This is a genomic window from Aliirhizobium sp. YIM B11859 (assembly GCF_057163345.1).
In genome coordinates, this window is record NZ_JBXHAY010000002.1 from 524,137 (window position 1) to 542,378 (window position 18,242).

Sequence of the window (18,242 nt, forward strand, 5' to 3'; positions counted from 1 at the left end):
ACCTGTACCGATCCGGATCATCGCGATGTATTGCTGCATTGCAGCAAGGTCAGTCGCCAAGCGCTGCAAGGTTTTCGTAGAGGTTCAGCGCATCCGGATTGGCAAGTGCCTCCCTGTTCCTGACCGGTCTTCCGTGGACGATATCGCGCACCGCGAGCTCGACGATCTTGCCGGATTTCGTCCTTGGAATATCGGCCACCTGGATGACCTTGGCGGGGACGTGGCGGGGTGACGCGCCGGTGCGGATACGGGTGCGGATCGCCTTTTCCAAATCATCGTCGAGGGACAACCCATCGGCGAGCCGGACGAAAAGCACGACACGAACATCATCCTGCCAATCCTGGCCGATGCAGATCGCTTCGGCCACCTCTTCCATCAGCTCCACCTGATTGTAGATCTCGGCGGTGCCGATGCGAACGCCGCCGGGATTGAGCGTGGCGTCGGAACGGCCATGGATGATCAGTCCGCCGTGATCCGTCCATTCGGCAAAATCGCCGTGGCACCAGACATTGTCGAAACGCTCGAAATAGGCGGAACGGTATTTGGACATGCCCGGATCGTTCCAGAACATCACCGGCTGACAGGGAAAGGCACCGGTGCAGACGAGCTCGCCCTTCTGTCCGCGTACCGGTTTTCCCTCGTCGTCCCAGACATCGACGGCAAGGCCGAGGCCCGGTCCCTGGATTTCACCCTTCCAGACGGGTGTCAGGGGATTGCCGAGCACGAAGCAGGAGACGATATCCGTGCCGCCGGAGATAGAGGCCAGATGAATGTCATCCTTGATGCCGTCATAAACGAATGAAAAGCCCTCGGGCGACAGCGGCGAACCGGTCGAGGTCATCAGGCGGAGCGCCGAAAGATCATGGCTCTGTTTCGGGACCAGGCCGGACTTGCGCAGCGCATCGATATATTTGGCCGAGGTGCCGAAGACCGCGAAACCTTCTTCGGCGGCATAATCGAACAGCACATTGCCATCGGAGGCGAAAGGAGAACCGTCGTACAGGCAGAGCGTCGCGCCGACCGCAAGGCCCGAGACCAGCCAGTTCCACATCATCCAGCCGCAGGTGGTGAAGTAGAACAACCGCTCGCCCGGCTCGATGCTGCAGTGGAGGCGATGCTCCTTCAGATGCTGCAGCAACGTGCCGCCAGCCGAGTGAACGATGCATTTCGGGATGCCGGTCGTGCCTGATGAAAACAGGATATAGAGCGGGTGGGAAAAAGGAAGCCGCTCGAATTCAAGCGGCTTCTGATCGTAGGCGGCGGTCAGATCGGGATAGGTGTGCGCAGCCGGCAGGCTTGCAGCAAGGACACCCGCGTCACCGGCATAGGGCACGACGATGACCGACACGGCAAGTTCAGCTGCCACGGTCTTCACCTTGGCCGAGACGTCCTGCGGTTTGCCGTTATACCAGTAGCCGTCACAGGCGATGAACAGTTTCGGTTCGATCTGGCCGAAACGATCGAGCACACCCTGCTCACCGAAATCAGGGGAACAGGAGGACCAGATCGCCCCGAGCGACGCTGCCGCCAGCATGCAGGCGACAGTTTCCGGCATGTTCGGCATCATCGCCGCGACGCGGTCGCCTTGCCTGACACCTAGATCGCGAAAGGCCTGCTGAAGTCTGGACACTTCCGAATGCAGCCTGCCCCAGCTCCAGTCGTCACGGACTTTGTCCTCGCCACGGAAGATCAGCGCCTTCGCCTCTTGATCGTCTTTATGGGCGAGCAGGTTTTCGGCAAAATTCAGCCGGGCATCGGGAAAGAAACGCGCCGCCAGCATGTCGTCGCCATTGACCAGCGCCGTCTCCCCGCGCTGCCCCACGACGCCGCAAAAGTCCCATATCGCCGACCAGAAGTCCTCGCGTTGCGCCACCGACCAGGCATGGAAGTCGTCATAACCGGAAAATTGCGTCGCGTGGCGTTCCTCGCACCGGCGCATGAACCGGTAAAGCGGTGTCGCACGCTGTCGTTCTTCGGACAGGGTCCAAAGTGGCTTATCCTGATCGAGCATGTTCTCCCTTTCCTCGCCGTCACGACCGGCCTCCTCATGCCAGCGCGTGCTTATGTGCATAAAATGTCGCATGTCGTGCCGGTGCAAGCTCTTTGTCCGGCGCCCGCCTGAATTGCGCCTCATCTGCATTTCCTATATGCGCCTTGCATGTTCATCAAAGCCGCCCAGACAATTCGCAGGCACGCCCGCCGGCCCTATGGCCGAGCGCTGATGATTGCGGCTGTCGTGATGATCCTCGCCGGTGCCCTGTTCCGTATCGTCACGCCCTTCCTGATCTCCGAGGCCATGGTACGGGAGGACATGGAACAGGCGGTCGAACGATGGACCGGCCACGAGGCGACGATCAGCGGCGTTTCGACCATCCGCTTCTGGCCGCATCCCGAAGTGGTGCTCTCCGATATCACCATCCACAATGACGGAGAGGGCGAACGCAAATTGCTGGCGACGATCGACGAATTGTCGGCCTCGTTCGACCTGGCGGAGGCACTGCTCGACCAGCCGGTCTTCGAGGATTTCCATCTCGTCAATCCGCATGTCTATCTCAACCGCGGCCAGGACGGCCGGCTGCAATGGGCACAAGGCGGACTGCTGGTGGACGCAATCGCCAAGGCGGTTGCCAATGGCAGTCGCCAGTCGCTGCCGCAGGAACTTGATGCGCCGATCGGCGATGTGCAGGTTACCAATGGCGTGATCGAAATTGCCGGAGGCACCCATGGGCGCAACCTGCGTCTCGATGCGATCAATGGCCGAGTGGGCTGGCCGAGCCTTTCCGACGCGGCCCTGATCCGGGGCGAGGCGATGGTCCACGGCCGCAAGTTGGGTGTCGACCTGCGCAGCACTCAGCCGCTGCTGCTTCTCGACGGCCGAAGCGGAGAATTCCAGGGCCGGGCGAATACGGATATCGGACAGGCGAAATTCGACGGTGTCGCGAGCCTTACCAGGCGCGGTTATTTTTCCGGCGACGCAGAATTGCAGACATCCGACATGCCCGCCATGCTGCGCTGGTTCGACGTCGATCCGGCGCTGGTCGACGGGCTGCAATCGGCTTCGGTGGCCGCCAAGGTGATCGCTGACCGGCAGGAGCTGAGGTTCGAGAACCTGGAACTCGGCCTCAATAACGAACATGCCACGGGGTTGATGGAACTGGACACACCGGCGTCAGGACAGCCGCGGCTGACCGGGACGCTCGCCTTCGACCACATCGATCTACTGCGCCTGCTTGCAGCCTTGCGGCCGGCGATCAGCAAGGATGCAGAAGCCCTGCCCTCGCTGATCACCGATCTGGAACTCGATCTCAGGATTTCGTCGCAGGTCGCCGCCTTCGGTGCGATCCAGATCCGTGACATTGCGCTTGGACTGATGAATGTCGCGCAGCAGTTCCGGCTCGATATTCTGGACAGCGACCTGCAGCCTGGCAGCCTGACCGGCAGGATCAGCACGATCAAGGAAACGCTCGGCAAGGATGGCAACGGCAAAGCCGTCGCCTTCCGCGCGTCGATACGCGGGGCGGATTTTGCCGCGCTGTCACAACAATTGCAGCTTGCCGGCCCGATACCGGCAGCACAAGGGACGCTGGATATTGCCCTCGACGTGCCGCAGCCAATCAACCCGAGCGCCTGGAATGCCGCGACAGGCACGTTCAATTTCCAGGCGGGTCCAGGCCGGCTTAACGGCGTAGACATGGCCGTCATCCGCCAGATGGCCAGCCAGAAGCCCTATTTTTCGCTGAGCGACGCTGCAACGGGTTCGATCGACTTCGACGCAATCAGTGCGTCGGCGGTGATACGCGACGGGATCGCCGATTTCGACAAAGCCGAAATCGTCGGACGCAACGAGACGATCTCGCTGAAGGGTGCCGTACCGCTCGCCACCCGCAGCCTGGCCCTTTCGGCCTCGATAAAGCCGAAGGACGACAGTCAGCCGCTCGGTTTCTTCGTCGGTGGTGCCTGGCCGAGCCCGATCCTCTGGCCGATAGCGGCGCCGGTGGCGAAACCCAGCGAATAGAAAATCAGGACGACGCCCCCCGGATGGCGAGATGTTCGTCGCGGATGCGCTTCATCTCCGTCCGCTTGGTGCTCAGCGAGGCGATGATGACGCCGACGGTGACAAGCGCGATGAGAATGGTGCAGATGGCGTTGATTTCCGGCGTCACACCGAGGCGGACCTGCGAATAGATCTTGATCGGCAGCGTCGTTGCGCCCGGACCGGTGTTGAAGCTGGCGATCACCAGATCGTCGAGCGACAGGGTGAAGGCCAGCATCCAACCGGCGATGACGGCCGGGAAGATCAGCGGCAGGGTGATCTTGAAGAAGGTTTTGACCGGCGGGCAACCGAGATCGAGGGCGGCCTCTTCCAGGCTGCGATCGAAGGTCAGGAGCCGCGACTGCACGACGATCGCCACATAACACATGGTGAAAGTGGTGTGGGCGATGGTGACCGTCCAGAAACCGCGATCGACATTCAAGGCCACGAAGAGCAGCAGCATGGACAGGCCGGTGATGACCTCGGGCATGACGATCGGGGCGTAGATCATGCCGGAAAACAGCATGCGGCCGGGGAAACGCGAAAAACGGGTGAGCGCAAGGGCCGCGAGCGTGCCGAGAATGGTGCCGAGTGTGGCGCTCAAGACGCCGACGCGGGCGGTGACCCAGGCGGCATCCATCAGGCCCTGGTTCGACCACATGGTCGAATACCAGTGCAGCGAAAATCCGCCCCAGACCGTGACCAGCCGCGATGCGTTGAACGAATAAACGATCAGGATGATGATCGGGATGTAGAGGAAGGCAAAACCCAGGGTCAGAACCGTGGCATCGAAACGGGGCGATCTCATCACGCCACCTTTTTCTGCTGGTTCTGGAAGATCATGATCGGCACGACCAGCATGATCAGCAGGATGACGGCCACGGCCGAGGCAAGCGGCCAGTCGCGATTGCCGAAGAACTCGGTCCACAGCGTCTTGCCGATCATCAGCGTATCGGCGCCGCCGAGCAGATCCGGAATGACGAATTCACCGGTGATCGGGATGAAGCAGATCATCGCGCCGGCGATGACGCCCGGCATGGAGAGCGGGAAGGTGATCTTCCAGAAGGCCTTCCAGGGCGGGCAGCCGAGATCGCTTGCGGCTTCCAAGAGCGAATGGTCCATCTTTTCCAGCGCCGAATAGAGCGGCAGGACCATGAAGGGCAGATAGGAATAGACGATACCGATGAAGACGGCGGTATCGGTGCGGAAGATCTGCACCTGATCGTCCGGCCCCATCAGGCCGATCGTTTGTAAAAGCAGCGTCAGCAGGCCGTCCGGTTTCAGGATGCCGATCCAGGCGTAGACGCGGATCAGGAACGAGGTCCAGAAGGGCAGGATGACCATCATGACGAGCGTCGGCCGGATCGAGGTCGGGGCACGCGCCATGGCAAGCGCCATCGGATAACCGATCAGCAGCAAAAGCACTGTCGAGATCGCGGCGATGCGGAGCGACGACAGGTAGGAGAGGATGTAGAGCTGGTCGTCAGTCAGGAAGACGTAATTTTCGAAGTCCAGTTCAGAGATGAAGTCGCTTATCGCGCCAAAACCTTCGAAGACCGGCGTATAGGGCGGCATGGCGATCGCCGTGTCGGACAGCGAGATTTTCACGATGATCAGGAAGGGCGCGACGAAGAAAAGCAGCAGCCAGATATAAGGTACGATGACCACGAGCCAGCGTGTCCAGGATGGGCCGCCAGCGAGATGGGTTTCCGAAACATTCGCCATGGTTCAGCCTCCCCTTCCCTAACGTGTCAGAACAAGGCCGGCATCGCGCGACCAGGTCAGCCAGACCATGTCGCCGAAGGTGATCGGCCGGTCGACGAGGCGCGAAACGTTGGCCTGGGCCGCACGCAGGATGCGACCGTCCTCCGAGCGGACGAGGAAAAGCGAAAAGTCGCCGAGATAACCGATATCCCAGACCTCGCCGTAAAAGCTGTTGACCGCGGGATCGGCCGGCGCATCGAGCGAGATGCGGACCTTTTCCGGACGCACGGCAAACGCCACCTTGTCGCCCTTGACCGCCTGGCATTCCTGCTCGACGGCGACGGGCAGACCGCCGCAATCGATGCTGACGATGCCCGGCGCACCGAGCGCGCTTGTCGTCTCGGTGATCGTGCCTTCTATGATGTTGATGTCGCCGATGAAATCCGCGACATAACGGCTGTTCGGCGCCTCGTAGATTTCTGCCGGTGTGGCCACCTGGACGATGATACCCTTGTCCATGACGGCGATGCGGTCCGACACGGTCATCGCCTCCTCCTGGTCATGGGTAACGATCAGGAAGGTGAGGCCGAGCGTATGCTGCAGGTCCATCAGTTCGAACTGGGTTTCCTCACGCAGCTTCTTGTCGAGCGCACCGAGCGGTTCGTCGAGCAGCAGGACCTTTGGCCGTTTGGCGAGCGAACGGGCGAGCGCCACGCGCTGGCGCTGGCCGCCGGAAAGCTGGTTGGGCTTGCGTTTGGCGAACTGTTCCAGCTTGACGAGTTTCAGCATTTCCTCGACGCGGGCGGTGATTTCGCCCTTGGGCAGATTGTCCTGTTCAAGGCCGAAAGCGATGTTCTTTTCGACCGTCATATGCGGGAAAAGCGCGTAGGACTGGAACATCATGTTGGTCGGGCGGCGATAGGGCGGCACGCCCCTTATGTCCTGCCCCTGGAGAAGGATGCGGCCCTCGGTCGGCTCTTCGAAACCGGCCAGCATGCGCATCAGCGTGGTCTTGCCGCAGCCAGACGGGCCGAGCAGCGAGAAGAACTCCTTCTCGTAGATATCGAGGGTGAGATTATCGACGGCCGTGAAGGTGCCGAACTTCTTGGTGATATTCTCGAAACGGATGAAGGGGACCGCCTGCGGGTCGGTCCAGGGAGAAAATTTGCGCTTAACCGGTCCGAGAGATTTCGCCATGCGTGATACCTTGCCCCAGCGTGTCTTCTAGTCTCGATATGTCCATGGAAATGAAAAGGGCGGGTCAGAGCCCGCCCTTTCAAAGATCGGCGCTTATTTGCCGGTCTTGATCTGCGTCCAGACCCGGTTCAGCACGCGCTGTTCCTTGGGGCCGTAAGGCGAGATGGTGAAGAGTTTCTTGGTCACCTCTTCCGACGGATAGACGTTCGGATTGTCCAGCACTTCCTTGTCGACGAACTGCTGCGAGGCAAGGTTGCCGTTGGCATACTGGACGTAGTTGGAGGCCTTGGCGATGATTTCGGGCTTCATCAGGTAGTTGATGAAGGCATGGGCTTCGTCGACATTCTTGGCATCCGCGGGGATGGCAAGGTTGTCGAACCACATATAGGTGCCTTCCTTGGGGATGATGAAATTGACGTTGACGCCGTTCTTGGCTTCTTCGGCGCGGGTCTTGGCCTGCAGAACGTCGCCCGACCAGCCGATGGTGATGCAGCTGTCGCCATTGGCGAGCTCATCGATATAGGCCGACGCGTTGAAGGTCTTCACCGAGGGGCGGATCTTCTTGTAGACGTCGCCTGCGGCTTCCAGATCGGCGGTCTTCTTGCTGTCCGGGTCCTTGCCGAGATAATTCATCGCGATCGCGAAGGTCTCGTCGGAGGCATCGAGGATGTTGATGCCGCAGGATTTCAGCTTCTTGGCGTTTTCCGGCTTGAACAGGACATCCCAGCTGTCGATCGGCACATCGCCCAGTGCGGCCTTCACCTTGTCGACATTGTAGCCGATGCCGGTCGTGCCCCACATGTAGTTGACGGCATATTCGTTGCCGGGGTCGTATTTGGCCAGCCGCTCGCTGACCAGCGGCCACATGTTCTTGAGGTTCGGCAGCTTCGACTTGTCGAGCTTCTGGAACACGCCGGCCTGGATCTGGCGGGCAAGGAAGGGACCGGTCGGGACAACGACATCGTAACCTGAGCCACCGGCAAGCAGCTTGGTTTCCAAGAGATCGTTGTTGTCGAAGACGTCATAGACGACCTTGATGCCGGTTTCCTTGGTGAAATCCTCGAGAATGGACTCGTCGATATAGTCCGACCAGTTGTAAACGTGGACAACCTTTTCCTGCGCCATGGCAGAAGAGGCAAAGACAGTCGCGGCAAGCGCGGCCGCAAAGCCAAGTAGATGGTTTCTCATGATTTCTCCTGTTCCAGCTGATGCTGCGACCGGGGCCGCGCAAAGTTTCCCGCATTGTTTTTTTACCAGACTAGAAAGGATTTTTGCTGCCCACAAGGGGGAATGTGCAGTGCGGCAACGGTTGTCCTTTTCTATTGGAAGTCGAAAGCGCTCAATCCGGTCACCATTTCGTCGAGACCAAGCGGGCGGGTGATCGGCGGCTCGGCACGCGACAGGCAGGCGCGGCGTTCACAGATGCGGCAGGCGGGACCGGCAGTGACGACGAAACCGGAGGCCGGCAAGGCGGCGGCATAGACCACCTCGCCGGCATGGGCCATGTCGCAGCCGAGAAGGATGGCGGTGCGCCTGATACGCTCGCCGAAATCGGCCTGCGGGCCTTCGAGCGTCCTTGCCACGGTGAGGAAGACATCGCCCTCGGGCATTTCCACCCGATCGACGAGAATGCGGCCGGGTTCGGCAAAGGCCGAATGAATGCCGAGTTTCGGGCAGAGACCGCCGAAACGCGAGCGGGGAAAACCTTGCGCGCCGGCGCGGCGCACGACATTGCCGGCATGATCGATCTCCATCAGGAAAAACGGAATGCCGGCGGAATCGGGACGACAGAGCGTGGAGAGACGGCTGGCGGCCTGTTCGAAGGAGACGTCGAAACGGGAGCGCAACACGTCGATATCGTAACGGGCGCGGGTGGCGGCGGCGAGGAAGGCGCTATAGGGCATGAGCAGCGCATGGGCGGCATAACGGGCAAGCTCGAAACGGGCGATGCGGCGCGCTTCGGCCGTCTGCAGCAGCAGGCCATCGAGTTCGGCATCGATATCCGGCGCCATCGCCAAGAGTGCCACTTCCATGGCGAGTTCGCGGTTGCGGTCGAAGGGCGACAGGCGTTCTGAGAGGAAAAGCCGCATGCTGTGGCGATCGTAACGGCGGCGCAGCGCCGGCATGACATGCGCCGGCAAGGTGCGCACCGTGATGCCGCGCTCGTTCTTCAGCCAGGCCCGCAAAGCCGATGGCAGATCGTCACCGGCGGCAAAGTTTTTCGCCAGCGCCTCGGCCGCATCCTCGATGCGGGCAAAGAAGTTCGGCCGGCGTTCGAGCGCCTGGCGCACCTCGTCTATCGGCATGCGGCTGTCGGCCGATGCCATTTCGCGGCCTTCGCTGGCTAGCAATGTCGCCAGATCGGAGAGGCGGGCCGTCTGTTCGCGATAGGCGCGGTAAAGCTTGACCGTGGCGAGTGCGGCATTGGGGGCAGCCTCGGCCACTTCGACGATTTCCTGGTCGCCGGGGATTTCGCCGGCGAGAAGTGGATCGGCAAAGACCTCGCGCAGCTGCGCCGAAAGACCGCCGCCTTCCCCCTGCAGCGCATCGAGATCGAGCTTGTAGGTTGAGGCGAGTTTCAACAGCAACTGCACAGTGAGCGGGCGCTGGTTACGTTCGATCAGATTGAGATAGGAGGGCGAGATTTCCAGCGCCCCCGCCATGGCCGTCTGGGTCAGGCCCAGACCCAAACGGACACGCCGGACACGGCCGCCCGCAAACACCTTTCGCTCCATCTTCGACCTCCTCCTGTCAAAGTTTTACGCGGCTGTTGTTTTACAATATTTACAAAATTACCTTGGCATCTGTGTAAGCCGTGACATCGTAACTTCTTTTATATCATGGACTTATAGAATTAACATTCGTCATTCTGTAAATATTTCACATGAACTTCCGAGAGGTGAGGATGTTCAAGTTCAAGTGGGAGAGAGACAGATGACAGATTTTGACAGGCTGGTCGCCAGCGCTCCGCAAGGCCGTTTCGATGGCATTAGCCGCCCCTATTCGCCCGAGGACGTGACGCGGCTGCGCGGGTCGATCGAGATCCGCTATTCGCTGGCGGAAAAGGGTGCCAACCGGCTGTGGTCGCTGCTGAACAGCGAGGACTTCGTCAATGCGCTGGGCGCCATGACGGGCAATCAGGCGATGCAGCAGGTTCGCGCCGGGCTGAAGGCGATCTATCTCTCCGGCTGGCAGGTGGCCGCCGATAGCAACACGGCGTCATCGATGTATCCCGACCAGTCGCTTTATCCGGCCAATGCCGCACCGGAACTGGCACGGCGGATCAATCGGACACTGCAGCGGGCCGACCAGATCGAGACGGCGGAAGGCAAGGGCCTGTCGGTCGACACCTGGTTTGCGCCGATCATTGCCGATGCGGAAGCCGGTTTCGGCGGGCCGCTCAATGCTTTCGAGATCATGAAAGCGTTTATCGAGGCGGGGGCTGCCGGCGTGCATTTCGAGGATCAGCTGGCGTCTGAAAAGAAATGCGGCCATCTGGGCGGCAAGGTCCTGATCCCGACGGCGGCGCATATCCGCAACCTGACGGCGGCTCGGCTTGCGGCCGACGTCATGGGCGTTCCGACACTGGTCATTGCCCGCACCGATGCCGAGGCGGCGAAACTGCTGACATCGGATATCGACGAGCGCGACCAGCCTTTCGTCGATTACGAGGCCGGGCGGACGGCCGAAGGCTTTTATCGGGTGCGCAACGGGCTCGAGCCCTGCATTGCCCGCGCCGTCGCCTATGCGCCCTACTGCGATCTCATCTGGTGCGAAACATCGAAGCCGGATCTGGAACAGGCGCGAAAGTTTGCCGAAGGGGTCCACAAGGTCCATCCGGGCAAGATGCTCGCTTACAACTGCTCGCCGTCGTTCAACTGGAAAAAGAACCTCGACGACGCGACGATTGCCAGGTTCCAGCGGGAACTGGGCGCGATGGGCTACAAGTTCCAGTTCATCACGCTTGCCGGTTTCCACCAGCTGAATTTCGGCATGTTCGAACTGTCGCGCGGATACAGGGACCGCCAGATGGCCGCCTATTCGGAGCTGCAGGAGGCGGAATTCGCCTCCGAGATCAACGGCTACACCGCGACCAAACACCAGCGGGAGGTCGGCACGGGTTATTTCGATGCCGTATCGATGGCCATCACCGGCGGCCTGTCGTCGACGACAGGCATGGGTGAATCGACGGAGCATGCGCAGTTTCGGCCGGCGGCGGAGTGAGGCTTCACCCCTGAATTACCGGACTGCACTTGCGTCCCGTTCTGGGCTGCCCCTCACCCTAACCCTCTCCCCGTAAACGGGGAGAGGGGACATGCCCCGCTCAACGTTTCAGAGGGACCGAAACCTTGGCCGTAGGAGGCCCTTCGCCCCGCCTGCGGGGAGAAGGTGGCGGCAGCCGGATGAGGGGCAGACGCCGACATCGAGGACAAAACACCGAGGCTTAAGGCAGGCACCACAAACCCAATAGAGAGGAGACCCCGAGATGACGATCCAGACCCCGATCAAGACCCATGTCAAGGAACGCGCCGAGGAGCAGGCGAGCGCGATGAGCAACGACCAGCAGGCGGCGATCCGTGCGCTGGCCAACGACCTGCACCGGCTGAACCATGCCGTCATGAAGGCGGTCGAGGCGGGTGTCTCGGTCGAGCTGATCCGCTCGGCGCGGCATCACGGTGGCGATGGTCACTGGGGAGACCTGATGGTTCCGGTCGTCATGACCAACCGGCCGCAATAGCAAGCATCAGGCTGTTGACTGCAAGACGGTACGGCGTTTCGATTGTCGCAATTCCGATGGCACACCGCTTTCTACTTCACCGGAATTGCCGCATACACCGGCCGCGACCAAGAGCCGGGTCCATGGCGGCTTCGGCCAACCATACTTCCGATCTCCCCCAAAAGAGAAAGGGCGGTCAAAACCGCCCTTTCTCGCAAATACTATCTGGTCTTTGCCTGCCGATCAGGCGGCCCGGTCGTAACGGCGGCCGGTCTGCGTCGCGGCGGCATCGATACGGAACTGCTGCAGCAGGCCGAACAGGGCTTCGGTTTCGTCTGCCAGGCGGCGGCTTGCCTCGCTGGTTTCAGCCACCATCGCACCGTTCTGCTGGGTCATCTGGTCCATCTGGTTGACGGACTGGTTGATGTTCTGCAGCGCTGCCGACTGGTCGCGGCTGGCGGTGGCGATGGTTTCGACATGCTGGCTGATGACAACGATTTCGCTGCTGATCGTGGCAAGAACCTCACCTGCCTGCTGAACGAGTGAGGCACCGGCACCGACCTCGTTGGTCGACTGGTTGATCAGGCCCTTGATTTCCTTGGCGGCGTCTGCCGAGCGTTGCGCCAGTTCACGGACTTCCTGTGCAACGACCGCGAACCCCTTGCCGGCTTCACCGGCACGGGCTGCCTCGATACCGGCATTGAGCGCCAGAAGATTGGTCTGGAAGGCGATATCGTCGATGACTTCGATGATCAGCTCGATCTTCTGCGAGGCATCCTCGATACGGCCCATGGCGGCAACGGCGTTCTTGACGACCACGCCGGAATTGTCGGCGTTTTTCTTGGTGTGGGTGACGGCTTCATTTGCCTCACGGGCACGATCGGCCGACGAGCGCACGGTCGTGGTGATTTCATCGACGGCAGCGGCGGTCTCTTCCAGCGAGGCCGCCTGGCTTTCGGTGCGGCGCGACAGATCGGCCGACGAACTGCTGAGATCGGCGCTGCTCTTCTGGATCGCCATCGTGCTCTGGCGGATATTGGACAGCGTGTCGCGCAGCTTGAGGATCGAACCGTTGAAATCGGCGCGAAGCGCTTCCAGCTTGCCGGAGAAAGGCTGGTCGATGGTGACGGAAAGATCGCCCTGCGACAGGCGCGACAGGGCGGAACCGAGAGCAGTAACCGCCTGATCGATCTGGCCGTCGACCATGCGCTTGTCGCTGTCGTTGCGCTCGCGCTCGGCTTCGGCCTCGGCGCGTTCCATCGAACTCTGATGTTCGATGCGCAGCTTTTCCAGCGCGTTGTCACGGAAAATCTGCAGGGCGCGGGCAATATTGCCGAATTCGTCGGCGCGTGCCGTGTAGGGGATTTCAGACTTGTTGTCGCCAGCGGCAATCGCCCGGACCGAACCGGTCAGCACGCCAAGCGGGTGGATGAGCTTGCGGATGACGAAATAGCTGGCAACCGCGATGAACAGAAGAGCAACCAGCGACGAAATCATGATCGCCATGCCGGCAGAGGCAATATGGGCGAAATAAACTTCCATCGGGATGCCGATGAAAAGCACGCCGCTGACGGCACCAGCTGCGTTCGTGATCGGGTAATAGGCGGTCATGAAATCGCGGCCGAACAGGACGGCGGGGCCATAATAGGCTGCGCCCTTGGCAAGTGCTGCCTGCGCCGGATGATCGGCGGCAAGTTTTGTGCCGATGGCGCGATCGCCCTTTTCGTTCTTCACATTGGTTGAAATACGAACGTAATCGCTGCCCTGCTTTTCGAACACGGTCGAAACGCCACCGATCGAGCCGGCGGTGCGATCGACGAGATCGTGGCCCTGCAGCGCACCGTCGCCGGCCGCGACCCTGGAGAGCTTTCCATCGCTGAGCGTCGTCTTCGTGCCTGCCACAGCGGTTTCGTAGATCAGGGCCATCGTCCGAATGGATTTCTGCGTATCCTCGACGGCCGTCTCCATGATGTCCTTGCGAAACGTATTATACGCCAGGCCAGAAACCGCGGAGACCGCAACAACGATGAGGAAAAGACACAGGAATACAATTTTGGTGACGACCGAAGACGGAACGATCTTTTTCATGGCGGGCTCCAGTGGGAGTAACTATCCCTGGATTAATCGCCGATAGAGGTGAATTTTTGCTAAATTTGACTAAAGTCAAAAACAATACGCGGCCGTAGCGAAGCAACGACAAGCGTAACTACTTGCGCGTGAAATTATATTAGCTTGCTATCAAAATACAACCGGCAGAGCCAGAAGTGCGGCCGTGGCGCCGACGGCGATCATCACGAGACGAAATCGCAACAGAGCGGCACGGTCGTCCGCCTTGGCAATTGCGATGGCGCGGGCACGGCGAGCATTCGGCATATAACGAACTCCCAGACGATGAACGGACTGATACTGACAGCCTATCGATGTTTTGAACACAGAAATTAGCTGGCAATATGGCAGCATCTGCCAGGCATATTAACAAGTGCTGAACAAAACTTTGGCGGCCCTGTTCAAGCCGCGGCTTGCATCAGCCTCAAGATCAGATCGACTCTCCACAGACATGTCCGCAAGACCATGCCCATTGGAAGTTGTAGCCGCCGAGCCAGCCGGTAACATCGACGCATTCGCCGATGAAATAAAGACCGGGGACATTCTTCGCCTGCATGGTCTTAGACTCCAGCTCCGAAGTATCGATGCCGCCAAGTGTAACTTCCGCCGTTCGATAACCTTCGGAACCGGCCGGTCGGATGCGCCAGTCCTGGATCGAGGCTGCAACCGTATCGAAAAGCCTGTCTGAACAGTCTGCAAGCTTGATCGCTGCCGGATGCTTTTCGGCAAAGAACTGCGCCAGTCGTTTCGGCAGGATTTCGCCGAGTGCCGTCTGAACCAGCTGCCTGCCGTTCGCTTTTCTCGCCGCCTTCAAGTCCTCGGCGATCCGCCGGTCCGGCTCGAGGACCAAAGTGATTTCGTCGCCTTCGCGCCAATAGGAGGAAATCTGCAGGATTGCCGGCCCGCTCAAGCCCCGGTGAGTGAACAGCAAGGCTTCGCGGAACGCCGTTTTGCCATGACGGATTTCGGCCGGAACCGCGATGCCCGACAGTGGCGAAAGCTTTTCCAGCAGATTGGGATCGAGCGTCAGCGGCACGAGGCCTGGCCGTGTCTCGACGGTTTTCAGGCCGAATTGCCGGGCGATGTCATAGGCAAACCCCGTTGCGCCCATTTTGGGGATCGACTTGCCGCCGGTTGCGACGACGAGGGATGTTGCCTCGATCACCTCATTGCGGGTGGTGGTGACGCGAAAACCTCCCTCCACCTTGTCGACTGCGGTGACGCCGATCTGAAGCTCAAGTTTCGCGCCTGCAGCCTCCATCTCGGACATCAACATGCGAATGATGTCCTTTGCGCTGTCGTCGCAAAACAATTGCCCGAGGGTCTTTTCGTGAAAGGCGATGCGGTGACGGTTTACGAGATCGATGAAATCCTGCGCTGAGTAACGGGCAAGCGCGGATTTGACGAAATGCGGATTGGACGACAGGTAATTCTTCGGCCCGGCATTGATATTGGTGAAGTTGCAGCGGCCGCCACCGGAAATGCGGATCTTTTCGCCGGGCGCCTTGGCATGGTCGATAACCAGCACGGAACGGCCGCGCTTGGCAGCACGGATAGCACACATCATGCCGGCGGCACCGGCGCCAAGGATCACCACATCAAATTTACGCGCCAATCTTCATTCCTCAGGTTGCCTCTCCCGCTGTTCGCCATAGTTCATCCAAAGTCAACGCTTCCCCCCTCGCCAATCGCCAATCGGTGGCTATGATGGCAACATTCGATCAACCTCACCCCGGTGTGTCATGCCCACAAAAAAAGCCAATCCTGCTGCTGCTGAAGTCGGTACGGTCGCCAAAGCTGCCGTCGCCCAACCAACGCTTACCTCGCTTCGAGGCGTGGCCGACTGGCAGGAAGCGGCGGCGTGGCTGAGAGCCCGCGGGATCGAGGATATCGAATGCATCACGCCCGACCTTGCCGGCGTGCCGCGCGGCAAGATGATGCCGTCATCGAAATTCACCTCCAATACGTCGCTGGCACTGCCTTCGGCGCTCTACCGCCATACGATTTCCGGCGAATATCCGGAAGAAACGGAGAATTTCCGCTACGAGCCGCGTGACAGCGACCTGAAGCTGATGCCCGATCTTTCAACGCTGTCCGTCGTGCCGTGGGAAACCGACCCGACCGCGCAGGTCATCTGCGACATCGTCAATACCGAAGGCGATGCGGTGAGTTACACGCCGCGCAACGTGCTGAAAAATGTCGTCCGGCTTTATACCGAGCGCGGATGGAAGCCCGTCGTCGCACCAGAAATCGAATTCTATCTGGTCGCCAAGAACGAAGATCCGGATTATCCGCTACATCCGCCGAAAGGTCGCTCCGGACGTGCCATCCTCGGCGGCCAGGGTTATTCGATCGCCGGCATCAACGAGTTCGACGAGCTGATCGACGATATCTACCATTTCTCCGAAAAGCAGGGTCTGGAGATCGACACGCTGATCCATGAGGAGGGTCCGGCACAGCTCGAGATCAACCTTCGCCACGGCGATCCGATCGAGCTTGCAGACCAGGTGTTCATGTTCAAGCGGACGATCCGCGAGGCGGCACTGAAACACGGCATCTACGCCACGTTCATGGCCAAGCCGATGCAGGGCCAGGCGGGGTCGGCCATGCATATCCATCAGTCGGTGGTGGATATAGAGACCGGCGCCAATATCTTCACCAACAAGGACGGATCGCCGTCGAAGGAATTCTTCCAGTTCATCGGCGGGATGCAGACCTATATTCCAAAGGCGCTGGTGATGATGGCGCCCTATGTTAATTCCTACCGCCGCCTGACACCGGACATGGCAGCCCCGGTCAATACCGCCTGGGGTTACGACAACCGCACCACGGCCTTCCGCGTGCCGGTCTCCGATCCCGTCGCGCGGCGGGTGGAGAACCGTCTGCCGAGCTCGGATGCCAATCCTTATCTGGCGCTTGCCGCCTCGCTCGGCTGCGGCCTTCTCGGCATCATGAACGGGATAGAGCCGACGCCGCCGACCGACGAATCCGCCAACGAAGGCACGATCGACCTGCCCCGCGACCTGTTGAAGGCCGTCTCGTTGCTGGAGGAAGAGCCGGCGCTGACGGACGTGTTCAGCAAGGAATTCATCGGCATCTATGCGGGTGTCAAGCGCGGCGAATTCGAAACCTTCATGCAGGTGATCAGCCCGTGGGAGCGAGAGTTCCTGCTTCTCAACGTTTAAGGTGAGCAGCATGGACAATTGGCAAAGCCCGATCGCACCGGGTCTTTCATGGTATCAGGCAACCGTCGACGATCGCCCGAGCTACCCTTCGCTCGACGGATCGGCATCGGTCGATGTCGCGATCATCGGCGGCGGTTACACCGGTCTTCAGGCGGCCTATAACCTGGCCAAGGCTGGCGTATCCGTCGCATTGATCGAAGATGCCCGTTTCGGAGACGGCGCCTCGGGCCGCAATGGCGGGCAATTGGGCACCGGCCAGCGCTGGTGGCCGGAAGAAGCCGAGAAGGAACTCGGCTATGAGCGTTCCAGACTGCTGTTCGACATGGCAGAAAACGCCAAGCGCCATCTCCACGATTTTGCAACACTCAACGGCATAGACATGGACTATATGCCGGGCCAGCTCAACGTGTCGCATAAACCTGGATACGAGCGGGATTACCGCGCCAATGCGGAGATCGCGGCCGAGCGTTACGGATATTCGCAGATGACCTTCATGGACACTGCGGAGACGGCCGAGCGCGTCGGCACCAAGGATTATTATTGCGGCGTGCGCGATACCGGCACCGGCCATATCCATCCGCTGAAACTGCTGGTCGGGCTGGCGAAAGTCGCCAAGGCCGCCGGTGCGGCAATCTACGAGAATACCAGGGCAACGGCGATCCGTCGCGAGGGCGGCAAGATCAAGGTTGAGACAAAGAGCGGTACACTGACGGCCGACCGGTTGCTGATTGCCACCAATGCGTATGTCGGCAATCTGGAGCCCGTTACTTCGGCGCATGTGATGCCGATCGGCTCTTTCATCGCCGCCACCGAACCGCTCGATGCCTATCCGCATGTCATTCCCGGCATGGAGGCGGTCTGCGACAGTCGTTTCGTGGTGCGCTATTTCCGCAAGTCGAAGGACAACCGGCTGTTGTTCGGCGGCCGGGAAGTTTATTCTTCGAAAGATCCGAAGGATACGGCCGAGGCGATCCGCCAGCAGATCGTCACCACCTATCCGGCATTGAAGGATGTGCGCATCACCCATGCCTGGGGCGGCAATGTCGGGATCACCCTGCCCCGGCGACCGTTCGTGCGCCAGGTCATGCCCGGCGTTACCTCGATCGGCGGTTATTCCGGCCATGGCGTGATGCTGTCAAATTATTGTGGCAAGCTTTATGCTGAAATGGTCGCTGGGCGAAAGAGTGAGCTTGACGCGCTCGCTGATCTCAATATTCCAGCATTTCCCGGAGGACATGCCATGCGCAAACCCTTGCTTTTTCTCGCACTGACCTGGTTCGCGCTAAGAGACCGCATCTGA

14 protein-coding genes are annotated in these 18,242 nt (G+C 60.3%); 5 read left to right on the forward strand and 9 right to left on the reverse strand.

The genetic code is table 11. The features are described 5' to 3' along the window. Positions 1–49: 49 nt before the first annotated feature. Positions 50–2,011: an acetoacetate--CoA ligase gene (locus tag AC2GXZ_RS08815; RefSeq protein WP_483758776.1), complete on the reverse strand. Its 1,962-nt coding sequence runs from the start codon at positions 2,009–2,011 to the stop codon at positions 50–52. 147 nt (positions 2,012–2,158) lie between these two features. On the opposite strand from AC2GXZ_RS08815, the gene AC2GXZ_RS08820 reads away from it, so the two are divergent. After that, positions 2,159–4,015: an AsmA family protein gene (locus AC2GXZ_RS08820; RefSeq protein ID WP_483758777.1), complete on the forward strand. Its 1,857-nt coding sequence runs from the start codon at positions 2,159–2,161 to the stop codon at positions 4,013–4,015. Positions 4,016–4,019: 4 nt separating this feature from the next. Here AC2GXZ_RS08820 and AC2GXZ_RS08825 read toward each other — a convergent pair whose 3' ends face one another. The 5 genes from AC2GXZ_RS08825 to AC2GXZ_RS08845 form a co-directional block, all read right to left on the reverse strand. Next, positions 4,020–4,841, reverse strand: coding sequence for an ABC transporter permease (locus AC2GXZ_RS08825; protein ID WP_483758778.1), 822 nt, complete (start codon positions 4,839–4,841; stop codon positions 4,020–4,022). Continuing rightward, positions 4,841–5,758 (reverse strand): ABC transporter permease subunit, encoded by a 918-nt coding sequence (locus tag AC2GXZ_RS08830; RefSeq protein ID WP_483758779.1) that lies wholly within the window; start codon positions 5,756–5,758, stop codon positions 4,841–4,843. The genes AC2GXZ_RS08825 and AC2GXZ_RS08830 overlap by 1 nt, the downstream gene beginning before the upstream one ends. An 18-nt stretch (positions 5,759–5,776) precedes the next feature. Further along, the gene (locus AC2GXZ_RS08835; RefSeq protein ID WP_483758780.1) at positions 5,777–6,934 is read right to left on the reverse strand and encodes an ABC transporter ATP-binding protein; all 1,158 of its coding nucleotides are present in this window, start codon (positions 6,932–6,934) and stop codon (positions 5,777–5,779) included. A gap of 93 nt (positions 6,935–7,027) precedes the next feature. Further along, entirely contained in the window at positions 7,028–8,122 is a 1,095-nt protein-coding gene (locus AC2GXZ_RS08840) for a polyamine ABC transporter substrate-binding protein (RefSeq protein WP_483758781.1), read from the reverse strand. A 131-nt stretch (positions 8,123–8,253) separates the two neighbouring features. Continuing rightward, positions 8,254–9,669 carry a helix-turn-helix domain-containing protein gene (locus AC2GXZ_RS08845; RefSeq protein WP_483758782.1) on the reverse strand — a complete coding sequence of 472 codons (1,416 nt, stop codon included), beginning with the start codon at positions 9,667–9,669 and terminating at the stop codon, positions 8,254–8,256. A gap of 199 nt (positions 9,670–9,868) precedes the next feature. On the opposite strand from AC2GXZ_RS08845, the gene aceA reads away from it, so the two are divergent. Continuing rightward, a complete protein-coding gene (aceA, locus tag AC2GXZ_RS08850) occupies positions 9,869–11,158 on the forward strand; it encodes an isocitrate lyase (protein WP_483758783.1) in 1,290 nt (429 codons plus the stop codon). 262 nt (positions 11,159–11,420) lie between these two features. Continuing rightward, positions 11,421–11,672 (forward strand): SMc00767 family acetate metabolism repressor, encoded by a 252-nt coding sequence (locus AC2GXZ_RS08855; protein WP_483758784.1) that lies wholly within the window; start codon positions 11,421–11,423, stop codon positions 11,670–11,672. A gap of 222 nt (positions 11,673–11,894) precedes the next feature. Here the strand turns inward: AC2GXZ_RS08855 and AC2GXZ_RS08860 are convergent, their stop codons facing one another. The 3 genes from AC2GXZ_RS08860 to AC2GXZ_RS08870 all read right to left on the reverse strand — a co-directional run bounded on the left by AC2GXZ_RS08860 (position 11,895) and on the right by AC2GXZ_RS08870 (position 15,372). Next, positions 11,895–13,739, reverse strand: coding sequence for a methyl-accepting chemotaxis protein (locus tag AC2GXZ_RS08860; protein ID WP_483758785.1), 1,845 nt, complete (start codon positions 13,737–13,739; stop codon positions 11,895–11,897). Positions 13,740–13,889: 150 nt separating this feature from the next. Further along, positions 13,890–14,024, reverse strand: a complete 135-nt coding sequence (locus AC2GXZ_RS08865) for a hypothetical protein (protein WP_483758786.1) — start codon at positions 14,022–14,024, stop codon at positions 13,890–13,892. Positions 14,025–14,187: 163 nt separating this feature from the next. Further along, complete coding sequence (locus tag AC2GXZ_RS08870) at positions 14,188–15,372, reverse strand: BaiN/RdsA family NAD(P)/FAD-dependent oxidoreductase (protein WP_483758787.1); 1,185 nt, start codon at positions 15,370–15,372, stop codon at positions 14,188–14,190. Between the two features lie 127 nt (positions 15,373–15,499). Between AC2GXZ_RS08870 and AC2GXZ_RS08875 the strand changes: the two genes are divergently transcribed. Together AC2GXZ_RS08875 and AC2GXZ_RS08880 are read left to right on the forward strand one after the other, a co-directional pair. Beyond that, positions 15,500–16,942, forward strand: coding sequence for a glutamine synthetase family protein (locus tag AC2GXZ_RS08875; protein ID WP_483758788.1), 1,443 nt, complete (start codon positions 15,500–15,502; stop codon positions 16,940–16,942). Positions 16,943–16,952: 10 nt separating this feature from the next. Continuing rightward, a complete protein-coding gene (locus AC2GXZ_RS08880; RefSeq protein WP_483758789.1) occupies positions 16,953–18,242 on the forward strand; it encodes an NAD(P)/FAD-dependent oxidoreductase in 1,290 nt (429 codons plus the stop codon).